The sequence below is a fragment of the Candidatus Latescibacter sp. genome (assembly GCA_030692375.1).
Taxonomy (GTDB): domain Bacteria; phylum Latescibacterota; class Latescibacteria; order Latescibacterales; family Latescibacteraceae; genus JAUYCD01.
The window spans coordinates 1-19,076 of sequence record JAUYCD010000233.1; the positions used below are offsets into that span (position 1 = coordinate 1).

20 protein-coding genes are annotated in these 19,076 nt (G+C 50.9%); 6 read left to right on the forward strand and 14 right to left on the reverse strand.

All coding sequences use genetic code 11. The features are described 5' to 3' along the window. The 8 genes from Q8O92_14140 to Q8O92_14175 form a co-directional block, all read right to left on the reverse strand. A partial coding sequence (locus Q8O92_14140; protein ID MDP2984454.1) for a hypothetical protein occupies positions 1-223 on the reverse strand: 223 nt, incomplete at its 3' end. Between the two features lie 32 nt (positions 224-255). After that, on the reverse strand, positions 256-705 hold the full coding sequence (locus tag Q8O92_14145) for a hypothetical protein (protein ID MDP2984455.1): 450 nt from the start codon (positions 703-705) through the stop codon (positions 256-258). A gap of 78 nt (positions 706-783) precedes the next feature. After that, positions 784-1,137 (reverse strand): hypothetical protein, encoded by a 354-nt coding sequence (locus Q8O92_14150; protein ID MDP2984456.1) that lies wholly within the window; start codon positions 1,135-1,137, stop codon positions 784-786. A 66-nt stretch (positions 1,138-1,203) separates the two neighbouring features. Further along, positions 1,204-1,869 (reverse strand): DUF1080 domain-containing protein, encoded by a 666-nt coding sequence (locus Q8O92_14155; GenBank protein ID MDP2984457.1) that lies wholly within the window; start codon positions 1,867-1,869, stop codon positions 1,204-1,206. Between the two features lie 92 nt (positions 1,870-1,961). Then, positions 1,962-3,563: a sodium/solute symporter gene (locus Q8O92_14160; GenBank protein ID MDP2984458.1), complete on the reverse strand. Its 1,602-nt coding sequence runs from the start codon at positions 3,561-3,563 to the stop codon at positions 1,962-1,964. A gap of 30 nt (positions 3,564-3,593) precedes the next feature. Then, the gene (locus tag Q8O92_14165; GenBank protein ID MDP2984459.1) at positions 3,594-3,794 is read right to left on the reverse strand and encodes a GyrI-like domain-containing protein; all 201 of its coding nucleotides are present in this window, start codon (positions 3,792-3,794) and stop codon (positions 3,594-3,596) included. Between the two features lie 42 nt (positions 3,795-3,836). Next, positions 3,837-4,205, reverse strand: coding sequence for a hypothetical protein (locus Q8O92_14170; GenBank protein ID MDP2984460.1), 369 nt, complete (start codon positions 4,203-4,205; stop codon positions 3,837-3,839). A 244-nt stretch (positions 4,206-4,449) separates the two neighbouring features. Then, on the reverse strand, positions 4,450-4,788 hold the full coding sequence (locus Q8O92_14175) for an L-rhamnose mutarotase (protein ID MDP2984461.1): 339 nt from the start codon (positions 4,786-4,788) through the stop codon (positions 4,450-4,452). 299 nt (positions 4,789-5,087) lie between these two features. Between Q8O92_14175 and Q8O92_14180 the strand changes: the two genes are divergently transcribed. The 6 genes from Q8O92_14180 to Q8O92_14205 all read left to right on the forward strand — a co-directional run bounded on the left by Q8O92_14180 (position 5,088) and on the right by Q8O92_14205 (position 11,731). Beyond that, positions 5,088-6,137 carry a uroporphyrinogen decarboxylase family protein gene (locus Q8O92_14180; protein MDP2984462.1) on the forward strand — a complete coding sequence of 350 codons (1,050 nt, stop codon included), beginning with the start codon at positions 5,088-5,090 and terminating at the stop codon, positions 6,135-6,137. A gap of 354 nt (positions 6,138-6,491) precedes the next feature. Continuing rightward, positions 6,492-7,250 (forward strand): RNA methyltransferase, encoded by a 759-nt coding sequence (locus Q8O92_14185; GenBank protein ID MDP2984463.1) that lies wholly within the window; start codon positions 6,492-6,494, stop codon positions 7,248-7,250. 21 nt (positions 7,251-7,271) lie between these two features. Beyond that, the gene (locus Q8O92_14190; protein MDP2984464.1) at positions 7,272-8,927 is read left to right on the forward strand and encodes an ATP-binding protein; all 1,656 of its coding nucleotides are present in this window, start codon (positions 7,272-7,274) and stop codon (positions 8,925-8,927) included. Beyond that, entirely contained in the window at positions 8,927-10,273 is a 1,347-nt protein-coding gene (locus Q8O92_14195) for a sigma-54 dependent transcriptional regulator (protein MDP2984465.1), read from the forward strand. The genes Q8O92_14190 and Q8O92_14195 overlap by 1 nt, the downstream gene beginning before the upstream one ends. 322 nt (positions 10,274-10,595) lie before the next feature. After that, entirely contained in the window at positions 10,596-11,039 is a 444-nt protein-coding gene (locus Q8O92_14200) for a prepilin-type N-terminal cleavage/methylation domain-containing protein (GenBank protein ID MDP2984466.1), read from the forward strand. Between the two features lie 278 nt (positions 11,040-11,317). Further along, a complete protein-coding gene (locus tag Q8O92_14205; GenBank protein MDP2984467.1) occupies positions 11,318-11,731 on the forward strand; it encodes a prepilin-type N-terminal cleavage/methylation domain-containing protein in 414 nt (137 codons plus the stop codon). A gap of 188 nt (positions 11,732-11,919) precedes the next feature. Here Q8O92_14205 and hemL read toward each other — a convergent pair whose 3' ends face one another. From hemL to cobA, 6 genes are all read right to left on the reverse strand, one after another. After that, entirely contained in the window at positions 11,920-13,224 is a 1,305-nt protein-coding gene (gene hemL / locus Q8O92_14210) for a glutamate-1-semialdehyde 2,1-aminomutase (GenBank protein ID MDP2984468.1), read from the reverse strand. 131 nt (positions 13,225-13,355) lie between these two features. Beyond that, positions 13,356-14,438, reverse strand: a complete 1,083-nt coding sequence (locus Q8O92_14215) for a radical SAM protein (GenBank protein ID MDP2984469.1) — start codon at positions 14,436-14,438, stop codon at positions 13,356-13,358. Beyond that, positions 14,435-15,406 carry a porphobilinogen synthase gene (gene hemB / locus Q8O92_14220; GenBank protein MDP2984470.1) on the reverse strand — a complete coding sequence of 324 codons (972 nt, stop codon included), beginning with the start codon at positions 15,404-15,406 and terminating at the stop codon, positions 14,435-14,437. Before hemB ends, Q8O92_14215 begins: the two co-directional genes overlap by 4 nt. Further along, entirely contained in the window at positions 15,382-16,374 is a 993-nt protein-coding gene (locus Q8O92_14225) for a hypothetical protein (protein ID MDP2984471.1), read from the reverse strand. The genes hemB and Q8O92_14225 overlap by 25 nt, the downstream gene beginning before the upstream one ends. Continuing rightward, positions 16,367-17,551, reverse strand: a complete 1,185-nt coding sequence (locus Q8O92_14230) for a radical SAM protein (GenBank protein MDP2984472.1) — start codon at positions 17,549-17,551, stop codon at positions 16,367-16,369. Before Q8O92_14230 ends, Q8O92_14225 begins: the two co-directional genes overlap by 8 nt. 193 nt (positions 17,552-17,744) lie before the next feature. Beyond that, positions 17,745-19,076 (reverse strand): uroporphyrinogen-III C-methyltransferase (cobA, locus tag Q8O92_14235; protein MDP2984473.1); only part of this gene is annotated, 1,332 nt, incomplete at its 5' end.

The following is a 19,076-nucleotide window of genomic DNA, read 5'->3' on the forward strand; positions in this document are numbered from 1 at the left end:
CTTTGGCGGATTTTAAAAATATGTACTTGTACTGGCTGTCGCCTCCAAAACCTAAAGCGAACTCCTTATAGATCGCTTTGTGGCATGCCCCGCACATTTCCGATGGGGTTGCGGTTCCGTCCGGAAATTCCATTCCGGCGGCGAGTGCTGAAGCGGTAAACAAAACTGTTGAGACCATCAGTGTAAAAACAACCGACAAGTCCTGTTTTGACTTTGTTTTCATATAATTCTCCTTTTGCATAGTGTTTTGCCACATTACCAGAGTGGTCGTTTTGCCGCTCGAATGGCCGCTGTAAGTTCTTGGGCAATTTCCCCGGCCTTCTTCACAAGTGCCTCTTCGGTCGTGTTACCGGGAAACGTGAGTGTGACGCCGGCGGCAGCAATGGCCATGTCAGCCTTATCCAGGATAAGCGCTGTCACATCGAGGTTACTTCCCTCTCGCAAGACCACAATCTTCTTGGTCTTCATCACCTCGATATCCTCGGGGTCTGAGTACTTTCCGATCTTCTCATGGATGTTGCTGGCAATGATCCTATTCTTCTCTTCCCCCGAAGGAACTGTGTGAATGGTAAGTCGGACTATCTCCGGATGCCTTGCGACAATCTGCTCGACAATCCGCTGCGCTTCGGAGAAATCCTTGCGGTGGCATGTTAGAAACTGACACGAATAGAGGCAGAGAACAATTAAAAAACCTACCTTTCGCATGACGACCCCCCTCATAAAACCACTAAATTTATGTGTAAAATAATTTCACGCTGGTGCTTGCTGCAATTGCCTCATTTATCATAGAAATTCATTGATTTTCGCATCCTTCTGTGACGGGCTTAGTATCTCCCAATCCCTCTTGCTCACGGTGCAGCAATGTCCTATAACATATCCTTTGAAAGTGGACGTGATACCGGCCACGATCGGTGCGCCGCTTATCGGGTCAACTTTATTGATGGGGATTTTGCTATTTACGGCAGTTCGGGGAAGAAGTTCAATCGGTTTCTTCTGACTGCCATAAATAATGAATATCCCAATCAGAACTAGCCCGGCAGTAACAAGGATAAGAGCCAACCGGCCGAACCGCCACGAGGAGCGATGCAGCTCATTTTTATTCGCCCTACCGATTTTATTTTTCATCTTTTTCCCCATATACTCCTCCTATGGTCAGTCATTATGATAGAAAACCAGCCCCATGGTCTTGACATTGGTGCTCGCTCATTTCAACTCAATTGCCACCAAGTCATCAAACAACGTATAAGAATCTGCTTTAGTCCATAGCCCAACTTTACCTGCGCCGGTGAATGTGTTGTCTTCAACTTCAAAAAGCTTTGCGCCGTTGAAATAAACCTCAAAGAGATTGGCTTTGGCCAAGACACGCAGCGTGCTCCATTGTCCGGAGGGAACATTGGTTTTCTTCCCATAAGTCCGGCCGATACCTTTGAGCGGAAGATCGGTTCTCTTTTCCTTTTCGACCTTGTAAAGCACGACGTTATTTTCCAGAGCGTTGGCGCGAACGATGTAATAATTGTCTTTGTCTTGATAGCGCCAGACAATGCCCGCCGCTTGATCGACTTCACCTTTCACCGGCTTGAATTTTACGCTCACATCGACATCCTTTATCATCAAGCTGTCAAAAACGCACACAGGAAAGCGGTAATCAGTAGCGTCCATATCTGTTTGAGCCAACACATTCGGCTGGCTGGGGGAGGTCTTGTCTTTCATAATCACCCAACTGCCGATCTTGCCTTTGCCGGTCAAGGCGGTGGAAAATCCCTTCGGCGCTTTACCGACTTCGTCTTTGTCGAAATTGTGTGTTTGAGCAGCAGCGAAGGTTGCAGACACCGCCACCAACAAACTGGTCAGGATGATTTCCCTTTTCATACGATCATCTCCTTTTTGATTTTTGGGTGGAAAAATAGACATACGGCGCATTCAAAAGCGGTGCACCAGCTCTGCCGTCTAATTTACCCCCCTCACGAAAACACCGCATACAGTGTCACAATCACTCCCAGGAGCACCGCCGAGAGAAGGCGGAAGTCGGTCAGCCCTTGCCATGGGCCGCGCAGGGCGTCCAAGGGATTACCCCAGACAAGGGCCTCGCTTTCGGGGGTGTGACGGTGGGGTTTAACGATAGATACGGCGATCATGATTCCCATGCAGATGACGAAGAGGTAGAAGGTGGTCATCATGGAGGGCACGCTCCAGCCGGTGTACTCTTTAAACCAGTCAAGGAGAAATACGGCAAATCCCAGGACGAATCCGCTCCAGAGGGTGATGATGGCGCCGGCGGCGGAGGCGCGCTTCCAGAAAACTCCGGCGACGAAGATGGCGCTGATGGGCGGAGCGAGGTAGCAGATCATTGCCACTACGCCCTGGAAGATGCTCCGGAAATGACTTACCGCTGGCGACCACAGGATGGCGGCGATCATGGCGATGACAGTCACCGCACGGCCGATTTTCACCAGTTGGCGATCCGGGGTATCGGGACGCCAGCGGCGCCAGATGTCGTAGCTGAAGAGCGTGGCGATGGAGTTCAGCGCCCCGGAGACTGTGCTCATCAGAGCGGCGAGGAGGGCGGCGGCCACCACTCCCTTGAGGCCGACCGGCAGGAGATTGTTGATGAGGAAAGAATAGATGTCGGCGGAATCGGACGGCGCGCCTGGGAGTTTTCCCTGGTTGATAAGCCCCAGGCCGATAAGTCCCGGCAGCACGAATATGAACACGGGCAGTATCTTGATGAAGCCGGTGAAGAGCGGCCCCAGCCGGGCATGATACTCATTCTTTGCGCCGAGAACGCGCTGGACGATGGTCTGGTCGGCGCACCAGTACCAGAGGCCGATGACCGGGTAGCCGAGGAACACCGAGTACCAGGGAAGCCCCGATGGGTCACCCGCCGGGCGCAGGATGGTGAGCTTGACCGGGTCCACCGAAGCGGAGAGACCTTCCCAGCCTCCGACCTGATGGTATCCGATTCCGGTGATGCATACCGCCCCGGCGATGAGGATGACAGTCTGGATGGATTCTGTGAGCACTACCGCGAGGAGACCTCCAATGACCGTATAGAGCCCGGTTAGGAGGGCGATGCTCACGATGCTGAACATGATGTCGATGCCGAAGAGTCCGCGGAGCACCACCGCGCCGGTATAGAGCGAGAATCCTATATGGATAAATATGGCGGAGATGATGGAGATGATTGCCAGCCAGTCGCGGGAGGCGCGGCTGTAGCGCCGCTCCAGGAAATCAGGGAGGGTCGCCACACGGGCGCGGATGTAAAACGGCGCGAAGAAGAGCGAGAGCGCCACAAGAGTGAAAATGGCCATCCACTCGAAGTTGCCATAGGCCAGGCCGTTGACATATCCTTCCTGCGCAAGGCTTACCAGGTGGATGGTGGAGATGTTCGTTGAGAACAGGGCCAGGCCGATGAACGGCCAGGTAAGCGTGTTCCCGGCGAGGAAATAATCTCCGCCGCTTCCGGAACGGCGCTGCCGCAGGCCCGCCCAGCAGCCCAGGCCGACGATGCCGACGAGGTAAACGATAATGATGAGAAGATCGAGCGGGCTGATGGCGAGTCGCATAAATTTCCCTTTTCTTCAAGTACTGAGTTTTTACTGTGCCTTTTCCACACGGTACCGGATAATGGTGTAGTACTTTTCCGGGTTTCCTTTGGAGAACATACCGGGACCTTTAAGATATTCCTCTTCGTGGTCGCCGACAATAGAATATCCCTTGTCTTTAATGAAAGCAGTGAGGCGGGTGATGGCCGGCTCCTCACGGTCGTACGGCCCGATGTGGAGTATTTCCGCCATCGCGCCGTATTCCCAGGTGTCAAGCTGTGCTGTGAGGCCTGGCTAAGATTTCACCGTTGGCAGAACAGTCGTTCCCTGGGAAACAGGCATGGCGTACAAACCTTTCCATTCACCTTTGGGAGTATCCAGAGTAAGGGGCCACCGCGCCCGGGGGGCGGGCATGTTCGGACCTTTCGGAGCTCCTTTTATCTTGAAGTAAGTCCGGAAGAGGAGACCGAAAGCCTTCCCGCCTACCGCTTCCGGATCCCCCTTCGCTTCAACGACAATCACTCTCTGATTTTCCATGACCCTTGTCTGTGGCTCCCTGAGATACTCGAAACGGGACAAATTCGGCCCTCGCATCAGGAATACTATTACAGCAGCCAGGAAAAGAACAATGATCCCGATGAGGATGATAATCTTTTTCAGCATCGATACTGACCCTCCTACTTTTTAAGGCAGCCCCCTAAATCCCCCAAAGGGGGACTTACCTTGTTAAAGATAATAACATGTAAATGCGGCATAATTAGTAAATAAAATCTGTTACACTTTGTTTTTCAATTATTTAAGTCCCCCTTCGGGGGATTTAGGGGGCTGTAGTTTTGATATTTACAAAACGAAAACCCATTTTATGAATATTCAGAATAGAATAAAGCACAGCATTCTTTTCCTTGATTCACTCCGTATGAAATACCTCGTCCATCCCCGCCCAGGATTCTCCCGGCTTGCGGAGCGGAACAGGTGTCTGGCAGGGATCGGTAAGCTTCCACCATGCCTGGATTTCAGGGTCGGCGGCGAGGGCGGCCGCATCCCGGGCAAAATCTGCGCCGGTGTATTCGTAGTATGAGAAAAGGTAGTATTTTCCCGGCTCTATTTCTTTCAGGTAAATGGAGTAATTGCGGATGTTGCACTCCCGGAGACGGTTGAGAACACCCGGCCAGACCTGTGAATGCAGGAGTCGGTATTCTTCTACCTTTTCCGGGCGAACTCCAATAACGCTACCGAAACGCTCCACCGTCCTTCCCGGCTGGCCATATGCCATATGCAGGGCAAAAATAAGGACAGCGATAATCATTATCGTGATGAATCCACTTACGGGTCTTTTCACTGCGCATTTCTCCGGGTTGCTGGGAATCGGGATACAGTTTCATATAATAAAGCACCTCAAGAGGCGGAGTCAAACGGAAAAGCGACGGAAACCCTTCCGGGTAAAATTACTTTTTTAATGAAAAAAACATTTGTAAGAAATGAAAGAAAAGCCTAATATTCATACCTTGATAAAAAAGAACACAATTGCAACGGAGAATATCCAGTATGCCTGCCTTCTCTGATTCAACCAAACGCGACCTGGTTTACTCTGCCATCGCCCATGAACCTACCGGACTTATTCCCTATGTGATTTTTTTTCAACCGGGAATCAGCTTGAGATTGGCGGAGTTGTTCCAGGTGGACAGAATCGAAAAGATTGCCGATAATTCGATTGAATGGATTGGCAATACATTCTCAAACAGCCGAATGGAAGAGTTGGGTATTCTGAAGGATGGCGAATATATCGATGAGTGGGGTGTGTACTGGAAGGGGGTGGGGGAAACGCGCGGCCAGGTCAAAACGCATCCTCTCAACGAGCCGTCTCTGGATGGATACACCTTTCCGGCGGCGATTCCTCCCGATGTAGTCTCTCAGATGAAAAACCAGGCCAAGAGGAGCAGCAATAAATATCGTTGCGCGAAACTCGGTGCACTCTGGGAGCAGGCCACTTTTCTTCGCGGCATGGAGGAACTCCTGTTTGACATTTTGGTGAATCCCGGATTCGTACACGATCTGCTTGACGGGATTCTCGATGTGCTCATGAAGAACCTTGATTTATATCAACGTGAGCTTAACCTCGACTGCATCTGGCTCAGCGATGATTACGGCGCCCAAAAGAATCTGCTCATGTCGCCGCTTTTGTGGAGGGAATTCATCAAACCCCGCGTTCAGCAGGTGTGCGATGCTGTCCATGACAGGGGTTATCATTTCGCACTGCATTCCGATGGCGCGATCAACGCCGTTATTCCGGATATTGTCGATATCGGCGTCGACCTTCTGAATCCTCTGCAGTCTGAGTGTGTTGATGTGAATCAGATCAAACGTGAATATGGCGAATATATAACCATCTGGGGCGGCTACGGCAGCCAGCGGACGATCGCTTTCGGAACGCCCGACCAGGTTCGCCGTGAGGTTCATGAAACGTGCGATTCACTAGGCAGCGGGGGAGGATTTATCCTGTCGCCCGGGCTATCGATTCAAAATGATGTGCCTGTCGATAACGCTGTGGCGTTTATTGAAACCGCTATCGAGCGTGAACGCGGGTGTTTCCTTTAACTTTGCAGAAAAATTAAGCGCATATCCCTCAAGATTCAAACTCACTTCGGGCTATACCTGATTGGCGGATTCCTGAACGGATTCGGAGTTTAGTCAACCATCACCTCAAGCAGGGTCTTCCCCTGGGTGTTTGCTCCGGGCAATTCCTCAACGTATCCGATAATTCCTGGGATACCTTCCTGAAAACCGCTGTAAGTATGAGCCTTTTGCAAAAGCCTTATTCGATTTAATCATTTTTTTCTCAATAATTTCACCTTATTGAAGAAGCTATGGTATTTGTTTTTTCCTGTTATACCGCAATCTACGGTATTAATCTCTTGATTCATCCTTTGCATTCATTATTTTATCAATGCTATGATTTCACGAAAACACAATTTTGATAATATCCGTATCGTGCTGGTCGAGCCCAAGGTTCCGGGGAATGTGGGAGCGTCGGCCCGCGCCATAAAAAATATGGGACTTTCCCGTCTCGTGCTGGTGAATCCATGGTATAAAAACCATCCCCAGTCAAGGTACATGGCCCACGGGAGTGAGGATATCCTCGCTGGCGCCCTGGTAGTGGATGACCTGAAAACGGCAGTGGCGGATTCGGTGCTCGTTGTGGGAACCACTCAGCGCAAAAGGACATCCGCTTCTTACATGAACCCGGAACAGGCGGCAAAGGAGATTCTGGATAGCTCTCTCTCCGGCCCTGTTTCCATTCTCTTCGGTCGTGAAGACCGGGGACTTTTAAACGAAGAACTCAAGATATGCCAGATACTGGCGACTATACCTTCATCAAGCGCCCAGCCATCGCTCAACCTTTCCCAGGCAGTGATGGTTTTGTCTTACGAAATTTTTTCCGCTGTGCATCCGGGCGCATCGTCAACGATGGATCTTGCTCCGGCCGAGGTAATCGAGGCTCTTTACGAGCATCTCAACCGGTCTCTATCCACTCTCGGGTTCAAACAGTGGAATGACGGTGATAACTATATGAAATCCTTGCGGAGGGTCTTTTCACGGACGAAGCTTGAACGGCGTGATGCAGCGACCATCCACAAGCTGTGCGGCGAAATTGATCGTTACGCCAGCCGCGTACGAGCCGAATGGGAAGAGAAGAATAAATCATTTTAATGAAAGCGCGAGTATCTCTCCATGCCCGGAACGTTGCCCGCAAAAAACTTCATTGCCAGCGACCTTTCTGTAGTTCGCTGGATGCTGATTCTGAGACCGGCGATTGTTACCGCCACTCTCGGGGCGGCCTTGCTTATTCTTCCCCATGATGCCATTGACAAGTTCCCTATCGCCGTGGTGCTTTTCGGCACCTATATTCTGACACTCCTCTATTGGTCGACTCTGAGAATTTCCGGCATTTCCAGGCCTCTGCTTGCTACCCAGATCGCTTTCGATATTTTTACTATTACCGTTATCATTCATTATACCGGCGGGTATGAATCTTCTTTCGTGGGATTTTATTTTCTTTCGGTAATGTGCGTATCTCTTTTTTTTCGTCGGGTCGTGACATTAATTTTTTCCATTCAGGCTGTGTTTTTTTACATCACCTACCTCTTTTTCTGGGGACCGCTCCTGGGGTCGCCGTTTGGAAGCGATTCAGCCAGGCAGAGTGTGATGCTCCAGGCAATCCTGTACAGTATCCTCATACTCGGGGTCGGTTTTTTTTCCAGTTTATATACCGAGCGGCTTATAGTTAAAGATACAGCGCTGACCAGTGCATTGAAACTCCTGAGAGAGGCCACTCTTGATACCTCCAACATTCTGCAGAGTATGGCTAACGGTCTTATTGCTTTTGACATGTCCGGAAGGGTCATGTATTTTAATCATGCGGCGGAAAAAATATTGCAGATCGATCGAATGACTCCTTACGATACCTACCGCTCCGTTCTCGATAAAAGCGCTCCTGAGCTGGTGAAAATATTGGATCGCGAACTTGATCATAACTCTTACGGCTCGGAAGAGGAAATAGAAATTCTGGACAGGAACAGTATACCCATCCACCTGGGATTGACCACTGTCCCACTTTTTGACACTGATGGAAGCCGCCGGGGAGTCATTGTAAATTTCAAAGACCTTACCGAAAAGAATAAACTCATAGAGATGATCCGTCAGGCGGATAGAATGGCGGCTATCGGCGAGCTTTCCGCCGCCATCGCTCACGAGATTCGCAATCCTCTCGCTTCCATTTGCAATGCAGTGGAGCTTCTGGTCGAAGATATGGAAACCAGGGACCCTCAGGCAGCCAGACTTTTGAATATTATTGAAAAGGAATCTGATCGGCTGCAGAGGATCAGCTCCGAGTTTTTGAAATTCGCCCGTTTGAAGACTCCGGATATTCAACCCCTGGAGCTTAAAAAAGTGATCGAGGAGGTGATGATCCTTATCGAAAACGATCCCCGGAAAACCGGCCAGGTTCGCATAGAGAATACCATTACCGGGAATCCCGTGGTTCACTTTGATCACGACCATATGAAACAACTCATCATAAACATTCTCATCAACAGCCTGGAGGCGATGGAGGGGAATGGAACCATTGAAATCAGGCTGGAGAAAAACAGGAAAATTAACGATACATATATCCGCCTGATAGTCGCCGATAATGGGCGAGGTTTTACAGAAGATGCCCTGACCAGTATGTTCGAGCCGTTCTTTTCCACCAAAAAAGAGGGGACCGGACTCGGTCTTGCCCTGGTGCGGAAGATGATGGTGAGCAATCACGGCAGGGTATTCGGCAGAAACAGGGGAACTGGCGGCACTGAGATCGTCCTGGATATTCCATTGCATGGAGCTGAATAATGTCAAAAAGAATTCTTGTGGTTGATGATGAGCAGAGTATGAGAGATACTTTACAGATCATGCTCGAGAAAGAAGGTTTTGAGGTTGAAACGGCTGATGATGGACTGAAAGCGATTGAAATATTTGACCGGAAAAAATTCGATCTGGTCATAACCGATCTAAAAATGCCCGGCCTTGACGGCATCGGAATGATCGAAGCCCTCTCGGAGCGTTCCGAAACCCCGGTCATCATCATGACAGCTTATGCCACCAAGGATGAGGCCATCGCAGCACTCAACCTTGGCGCATCGTTCTTTATCGAAAAGCCGTTCAAGAAACAGGAACTCATGAACTATGTCAACCGTACCATCAAGATGGATGAGATTTTTAGGGAGAACAAGGCTCTCAAAGCGACCATGGAAAAAACTCCCGCGCTGGACTTAATGATCGGGACATCGAAGGAAATAGTCGCTGTTAAAGAACTCATCCGCAAAGTTGCATGCACTGAATCGACAGTCATGATTACCGGGGAAAGCGGAACAGGCAAGGAGATGGCCGCTCGGGCGCTCCATGAAAATTCACCCCGCGCCAAAGGGCCTTTTATCGCCATCAACTGCGGCGCTATCCCCAGCGAGCTATTGGAAAGCGAGCTTTTCGGGCATGTGAGAGGATCATTTACCGGGGCGGTGAAAGACAAGGTCGGTCTTATGGAGATGGCCGACGGCGGCACATTTTTCCTCGATGAGGTGGGGAACACCATTCCTTCAATTCAGGTGAAAATCCTGCGCGCCATTCAGGAAAAGGAAGTTATGCCGGTCGGAGGGCATACACCCCGCAAGGTCGACATTCGCCTCATCGCGGCCACGAACGAAAACCTCGAGGAAGCCATAGCACGCCAGAGCTTCCGTAAAGACCTCTACTACCGTCTCAATGTCATCAATATCCACATTCCTCCCCTGCGGGAGAGGGGAGAGGATATTGAAATACTCTTTTTGCATTTCCTCTCGGTGAAAGATAAATCGGGGAAAATCCTGTTGGGCGGCATTGAAAGCCAGATCATCGAGATTCTCAAGAATTACGCCTGGCCGGGTAATATCCGTGAGCTGGAAAATGTGGTCGAAAGAATGGTGGCGCTCTCGACAGCGGGAAAAATCTGTATCGATCACCTTCCCGATCATATCTGGAATCCTCAGCCCAAACAGCTTGTATCCGATGGCAATACCCTCACTCCGACCATGGATGAAATCGAGAAGGCATACATTCACTGGATTCTGACCCAGCAGAACGGTCAGAAACAGAAGGCTGCGGAAATACTGGGAATCGGTCGTTCCACTCTCGACCGTAAAATCGAGAAATACGGCTTGTAGATGCTTCAAAATGATTCAGGCTGTCTCAATTTGAATAATTTTTAAAGGATGAATATTTCTTCAATGGAAATAGCTGTCTGTTCATTTTGGAGAGAACCGGCTCCCTGAACTTCCTTTCTGGTCAAGAGAGGGGAACCTCATTGAAGGTTCTAAACATGCGGTCTTCATGAAAAACAAACCAAGCGGGGAATGTATCCCTCTCTTCAAAAGAGAAGGGATCAAGGGGTGAGTTTTCTTTGGCTTGGAAGTATTTAAAAGGGGGGTCTATATTTTTTGGCACAAAATTTGATTCAGAGATAATCACAAAGGAATCAACTATTATATGGCGGAATCCGGAATGTGTCATGATAGAAAGCAAAAGAACGGGTTTACCCTGGTTGAACTTATGATCGTCGTGGTAATCATTGGAATCCTGGCCTCGATTGCCATTCCCAAATTCAGCAACATAATTGTAAGGGCCAGGCTTTCCGAAGTTCGGCAAATGCTCTGGGACATTGTGAACAAGGAAAGGTCATATTATCATGCCCGTGACCAGTATGCGGAATTTGGTTATGGTGAAAATTCAGTGGCGGTTGGTTTTAATCAGCCGGATAACACCCATTTTATCTATTCTTTTGTCGTAGCCGATACTACTGCATACGGGAAAGAGAACGGCGCCGCCAACGATATCAACAATGATGGTGACGGAGATGATGGGTTGTCTGTCTCCATCACAGGCAGTCAGGGGGTGATACCCGGCTCCAGCGGAGAAAATTTTACCTGGTAAGACCCTAAGTCCCTCTCACTGTTTCAAAATGGGAGTGTCTGTTTCAATATGGGAAAATGAGAGAGGGAAGAATTGGAGGCTCAAGACGGAAAACAAAAAGTAATAAACAGTGATGCAATGAGTTAGAAACAATATCTCCGAAGACGACATGATTTGGCATGACATTAGCGTTAATTTATTAAAGTTAAAAGTAGAGCACAAAGCAAAAAAAGAGATTTTGATCTGTATAGAAAATCTCAGCAACCCATCACACAACAAAATTCACAAGGAGGTTTCACATGTTACGGAGAAGTGAAAAAGGATTCACCCTGGTCGAGCTTATGATCGTTGTTGTGATCATCGGCATTCTTGCAGCCATCGCCATTCCGAAATTTACCGGTTTGATCGGCAAAGCGAAAGCAACCGAAGCCCAGAGTGTTTTAGGGCAGATTATCACCGGGGAACAAGGCTATTATCTTTCAAATAACGCCTATATCAGTTTCGCTAGCACCGCTAATTGCCCAGAAATCAGTTTTGCCCAGCCTGACAACGCACGGTTCGTGTATAGCTTTGTTGCTGCTGATACCCTCGCCACCGCAACTGAAAAGGTAGATACAAACGGTGACGCCGACTTGACCGATGGACTGACGCTCTCCATTACCGGTCGCAAGGGAGCTTTGGCGGGAGCATCAGGCGATCCTCTCGCCTGGTAATCCTTCTCCTCGATGTATGAAAAAGGCCGGAAAAAATCCGGCCTTTTTTATGATATTCTTCAAGTGCGTAAAGATATACATAATAAAAGATTGTCTGAACCGCTGATGCGAATGATAAAAACTGATAAATAATGATGAAAGACAGTATTACATCATCTTTTATCACATGAATCATGCGAATCAGTGGTTCAGACTGTCTTTTTCATCCTTTCGAATGTTTCCTCCGCTGCCCGGATGGTCTCATCGACAGCCTCCTCATCATGAGCGGTGGAAATGAACGCCGCCTCGAACTGCGAGGGCGGCAGGAGCACTCCTCTTTCCAGCATGCCCCGGAAAAAGCGGGCAAAAAGAGATACATTGCTCCTTGAAGCGCTCGGATAGTCGGTCACCGGGCCGGGATTAAAGAAAAGGGTAAACATGGAACCGCACCTGTTTACCGTAACCTGCATACCTGATGCTTCTGCTGCTTTGCGGAGACACCTGGCCAGCCTGCTCCCCGTAATTTCAAGGTCGGCGTATGTCTGCTCGTTATCAATGAGGGAGATGGTCGCCAGTCCCGCTGACATGGCGAGGGGATTCCCCGAAAGCGTTCCCGCCTGGTAAACCGGACCGAGAGGGGCGAGCATGCTCATGATCTCCGCCCTGCCGCCGTAAGCGCCGACCGGCAGGCCGCCGCCGACAATTTTCCCCAGGGTGGTGAGATCGGGAATAACGCCGTAGAGCTCCTGCGCGCCTCCTCTGGCCAGGCGGAATCCGGTCATGACTTCATCGAAAATGAGAACGTTCCCCTCACGGATGGTCAGGTCCCGGAGTCCTTCCAGGAATCCCGGCGCCGGGAGAACTGTGCCCATGTTTCCGACCACGGGTTCAACAATGATCGCTGCAACCTCACCTGGGTTTGCGGCAATCAGCTCGGCGACCTGGGAAACATTGTTGAATTCGGCAACCAGGGTTTCAGCGGAGGTTCCGGGCGTGATTCCCGCGCTGTCGGGAACTCCGAGAGTCATTGCGCCCGATCCGGCTTTGATGAGGAAACTGTCCCCGTGGCCGTGGTAGCATCCGGCGAACTTGATGATTTTTCTTTTCCCCGTATATCCGCGGGCAAGGCGTATGGCGCTCATTGCCGCCTCGGTGCCGGAATTCACCATGCGGATCATTTCGATGGAGGGCAACATGGTACGGATTTTTTCGGCCAGGAGAATCTCGCTTTCGGTAGACATGCCGAAACTGGTTCCACGGGCTGCGGCATGTTTGACCGCTTTGATAACTTCCGGATGGGTATGACCGGCGATAAGCGGCCCCCATGAACAGATATAATCGATGTACCGGTTTCCGTCCGCATCCCAGAGATGGCAGCCCTGGGCATGATCGGCAAAGAGGGGATCGCCTCCCACAGACCTGAATGCCCGTGCGGGGGAATTCACTCCGCCGACAATTATCTTTGAAGCCCGCTCGTGGAGGGCGCGGGATTTTGAAATAGTGTAGTTCTTCATATTACCCTCTTTATAGATTAACTCACCCCCTGACCCCCTCTCTTGCAAGCAATAGAGGGGGAGAACCGTCTGCTTCTTAAAATACGTATTATCAACAAAATAACCAACGCTTTAGCCGTACCCCTCTCTTATTAAGAGAGGGGATCAAGGGGTGAGTTTAACCTCTTCTTCATGAAAGGCCGGTAAAGGCAATTTGGCTCATCTCCCAGGTAATCACCGGAGGAATAGTAGGCGCGGGCGCGGCACCCTCCGCAGATATTCCAGTACTCGCAGATGCCGCATTTCCCTTGATAACGGCCGGAATCCCGAATTTCCCTGAAAAGGGGCGCGGATTCCCATATATCTTTCAAACTATATCCTGTTTCACGAAGGTTTCCCGCCTCGATCTCCAGGAATCCACAAATCTGTACTGCGCCCCGGTGGGATATGAACACGAATCCCTGACCGCCCAGGCAGCCTCTGGTTATCGTTGATCGATGTCCGGAAGAACCTGATTTAGAGGGTGAGTTTTGCATCTTCCGGCAGACGCGGGTATAATGCGGGCTGCAAGTGGGTTTGATTTCCAAGGGCGAAGATTCTGCAATGCGGGCTATCCTGACCAGAGTTTTCTCGTATTCTTCAGGGGGAATGGCCATTTCTGCCAGTTCTTTACCCCGGCCGACCGGTACCAGGAGAAACGGGTGAAATCCTACTGCGCCGAGCGAAAGCGCCAGGTCATGGAGCGGTTCGAGTTCTGCGATGTTCAGCACTGTCAGAGTACTGTTGATTTGGAAATCGAGATGATGACGTCGTGCGGCGGCGATGCCGGCAAGAGTCGCTTCGAAAGCTCCCTGCGTTCCGCGGAAACGGTCATGAGTGGATGCAGTAGCCCCGTCAAGGCTGATACTTATCCGGGAAACACCGGCTTTGAGGAGCTTCGGCGCCGTTTCATCATTCAGGAAATGTCCGCAGGTGGCAAGCACCGTCCGTAATCCGAGCGAGGAAGAATACGCGGCAATGTCATATACGTCCGGACGGGTGAGCGGCTCGCCGCCGGTAATGATGATAATGGGTTTTGCAAAAGAGGCAATATCCTGAAGAATCGCCTGAATCTCGTTAAAGCTGAGCTCATCGGAATACACTTCTTTCCGGGAATCGCCGCGGCAGTGACGGCAGGAAAGGGTGCAGGTTCGGGTGATTTCAAACGCGACCAGCCGCAGGGGAGGCGCACTCATTTCAGAATCCTCGCGGCGCTGCGGGCGAAATAGGTAATGATCATGTCTGCGCCGGCGCGTTTGATTGCGACCAGGCTCTCCATCATGACCGTTTCGAGATCGAGCCAGCCGTTCATAGCTGCCGCATGAATCATGGCATATTCTCCGCTCACCTGGTAAGCGGCAAGCGGGACATCGAACCGGCGGCGGGCCTCACTGATGATATCGAGATAGGGGAGAGCGGGTTTGACCATAACCATGTCGGCCCCTTCTTCGATATCGAGTGCGATCTCGGTCATGGCTTCACGGCGGTTGGCTGGGTCCATCTGATAGGAGCGGCGGTCTCCGAATTTCGGAGGGGACTCGGCGGCGTCCCGGAAAGGCCCGTAAAATCCCGAGGCGAATTTGGCTGCATAAGACAGTATGGGAACCTGGGTAAATCCGGCGCCATCCAGCGCCTTTCGGATATATCCCACCCGGAAATCCATCATGTCCGATGGGGCGATAATATCCGCTCCTGCCCTGGCGTGCGCAATGCTTTCTCTGGCCAGAAGCTCAAGGGTGGCGTCATTGTCCACCTCTCCATCTTTGATCGCTCCGCAGTGGCCGTGATCCGTATACTCGCACATGCAGACATCGGTGATGACTGCCAGGCCTGGCAGCTCCGATTTGAGCGCCCGTATCGCCTGTGGAACGATACCGTTCTCATCCCAGGCAGAACTGCCGAGCGCATCTTTGAAAGCCGGGATTCCGAAAAGGAGAACGGCAGGAATCCCGTCATTTACTGCCAGCCGGCATTCTTCAACGAGAGTGTCGACAGACATCTGGCAAACTCCGGGCATGGAGGTTACTGCGCGTTTCACACCCTCTCCCGGGCGGACGAACAGCGGGAGGATGAAATCATCAGGCGCCAGCGCAGTTTCCCGCACCATCGCACGAAAAACGGGGGTGCGGCGAAGCCGTCTCATTCTTTTTGAGGGGAATTCCATGTTTCGTTCTCCACGAAATATTTCATGCTCACTTTTTTCAATTCATAAAGGGTTTTCAGAGCAACCATATCCGCGCCATCTGCAATGGTTTTCATGGCTTGGATGGTTTCCTGCATTTCGTTCAAATTTTTTGCATGGATCATGGTATAGAGTTTATACGGCCACTCGGGATAGGATTTTCTCAGGTAGCAATGACTTACTTCACGCATTTCGGCGAACTGTTCCCCCCACCGTTCGATTTGCTCACCATCCCAAACCGCAAGTATGTTGAAAACATATCCGATTTGGCGATGATTCACCCTCGCTCCGAACCGCCGTATCGTTCCGTTTTCGATCCAGCGATTGATAAGCTCGAAAATATATGTCTCTTCCATACCCAGTTCTTCCGCAACCGCTGTGAACGGTCTTTCAACAATAGGCAGGCCGTTCTGCAGCGCCCGGATCACATTTTTTTCCTTGTCGGAGAGGGGAACGATGGCAGCATCCGACCGGGGTTTCATAAAGGAGACTTCGGAGCCGAACACCGTACTGATCTTGAATACTTTTGAAGCCGGCAGATCGAGAACTCTTATAACACCGGGAAATTTTTCGACCCCGCGTATGATAGTTTCTATGGTAGAACCGTAACGCGCCGTGATAGTGAACCAGACGTTGAACTGCCCCTCGCGATAATAGTTATGGGTTATCTCATGGATCTCCAGCAGGGAAGCGGATAGCTCAGCCACCCGTTCCGGTTCGACCCTCGCGGCGACAAGGGTGCTGGAATAACCCAGCCTGACCGGATCGAACACCGGCCCGAATTCGCGGATGGTATGATCATGGATGAGGGATTTGATTTTACTCATGATCTCGCTCTGAGTGCATCCCAGTTTCTCTGCCAGAGTTAGAAATGGCTGGTTGGTGATGGGAAAACCATGCTGGATGCGGGTAACCAGCTCCGCAGTTATTTTTGGGGACAAACTATTCAATTCCTATCTCCCTGTCGGTTAGGTAACAAGCAGGGTCGGAAGCCCAGGTATCTCCGGTCACAGCTTCTGCGCGGGCGCGGAGGTTTCCGCCGCAGACCTCGAGAAAACAACATTGCGAGCACCGTCCTGTCACATGTTTTTTCTTGTTTTTTAATTTCATGAGAAATTCATTGCCGGAATCGGTCCATATCTCTCTGAAAAGGCGTTCCCGGATATTGCCGAGTATACGGTTCCGCCAGAACTGGTCAGGAAGCACCGAACCATCCCAGCTGATGGCGGCCACCCCGAGACCGGAGCTGTTTCCGGCGTTGAATTTCAGAAGCTCCATAATCTCAGCCGCCCGCCCCGGATTTTCACTAAGCAGCCGGAGATACAGGAAGGGGCCGTCACAGTGATTATCCACCGTGAGTACTTCAATCGGGTTTCCTTTACGGTGCAGATGGACGGTATGGTCGATAATGCTGTTCACTACGGCGCGAGTTTCATCATGGGAGAGGGCTTCGTCAAGAAGGCTTTCCCCTCTTCCGGTATATACCAGGTGGTAAAAACAGATGCGGGGGATATGTTCACGTTCCAGGATATCGAAAACATCGGGTATCTCCCCCACATTTCTTTTCGTCATGGTGAAACGAACGCCGGTTTTTATACCCTCTTCGCGGGCGTTCCGGAGACCTTCTATCGCCCGCTTGAAAGAGCCGGTCACTCCGCGAAATAGGTCATGCGTTTCCGGGCCGCCGTCAAGACTGGTACCGATATAGGAAAGCCCAACTGTGGCAAGGTCTTTGGCCAGGCGGGGTGTGATGAGCGTTCCGTTTGTAGAAATAACCGCGCGCATGCCTTTATCCACAGCATGCCTGGCAAGGAGAACAATATCGGGATGGAGGAGCGGTTCACCGCCGGAAAAGAGCACTACCGGGCATTTAAACTCAGCCAAACCGTCAAGGACTTGAAGGAGCTCGGGGGTGGAAAGCTCATTTTCCGCCGGATAACCGTTAGAACCGGCATAACAGTGCACGCACCGCAGGTTGCAGCGCCGGGTTATATTCATGATCACCACCGGTCGCTTGTCCTCCGAAAACTGGAGCAGGTGGGAGGGAAGCTCTGCAGATTGACGGCCGTAGCGCAGAACATCCGAAGGTTCAATGGTGCCGCAATAAAGTTTCGATATACCGATCATTGGGATAGTCCATTTTTAAAAGAATTAAGGAGAAAGAATGAAAAAAAAATTTCTCGCAATGAATATCAAACTACAGCCCCCGTGTTTTTTTATCTCCTTAAGTCCCCCTCCGGGGGATTTAGGGGGCTGCCTTTCTAAGAAATCATACGTGTTAGTTTAGAAAGCAGTTGAGTTAATAATAATTTATGAATAATCAGGATTTGTCACTTTGACGCTTTTTTAAAAGAATCGCCTTTGCCAGTCCCTCCGTAGTGTATTCCTCAGCCTCAACATTCGTAATTTTGCCATACCGGGAAATTGCTTTTGATGTCTGCGGCCCTATACTTGCAATCCAGACGTTCCCATTCAGTTCTTCCGGTTTAACCTGGCTGAAAAAACCATGGACTGTCGATGAACTGGTGAACGTAATCATATCCAGGGCGCTCTTCTTGATCTGTTCAAGACTGTAGGGTGAAAGCCGGGCTGTCCGGGTGGAATAGAACACCGTATCCTCGACAAGCGCACCAGCTTTCCGCAATCCATCTGCGAGCACGCTTCGGCCAATATCGGAACGCACCAGGAGGAATCTCATTCCTTCCACATTTGACGATGCGAGAAGCTCATCAAGCAGACCCTCCGCAACAAAAGTTCCGGCAGATATATCTGCGCGGATCCCATGTCCGAGGAGAGCTTCTCCGGTCGAAGGCCCGATGACCCCGACGATTTTGCCGGAGAGTGACCGTGCATCCAGGTTTTTGGCTTCCAGTCCGTGAAAGAATGAGGTAACCCCGTTCGCGCTGGAAAAAATTATATAATCGTACAACTCCAGGTTTTCAAGCACCCGTTTCACTTCCGGACTAGAAAGATTCTCCGCTGTTTCTATCGTGGGAATGAATACCGGTTCGGCTCCAAGGGAGGTAAGTCTTTCGGCGAACGACCGGGACTGGATGAGCGGCCGGGTAACCCCGATACGGAGCCCGGCCAGCGGACCGGGATGATACCAGCCAAGCTTTTCGGAAAGCGATACGGTTTCCCCGACAATCAGGAGCGCAGGGGGTTTTACCTTCTCGCATCGCCCTGTTTCAGTAATAGTAGCAAGGGTTCCCGTTACAACTCTCTGCGCGGGAGTGGTTCCCCGCTCGATCAATGCTGCCGGGGTTTCAGGGGATTTCCCGCCATTCAGCAGTCTCCCGGCAATGTATTCAAGATTTCCCACACCCATGAATACGACCACCGTATCAACCCCGGAGGCCAGTTTTTCCCATTCCACCGGATCGGAGGTTTTATCATCGGCGCCATGTCCGGTAGCCACCCCAACCGATGAGGAATGATCGCGGTGAGTCAGGGGAATCCCGGCATAGGCGGTCGCCGCGGTCAGAGCCGAAACACCCGGAATGACTTCAAAAGGGATTCCTTCTTCCTTGAGCTTCTCCGCTTCTTCACCGCCCCTTCCGAAGAGGAAAGGGTCGCCGCCCTTGAGCCTCACAACTTCGCTGTCACACCGGCCATATTCCAAAAGAAGTGTGATGATTTCGTCCTGGGGGCA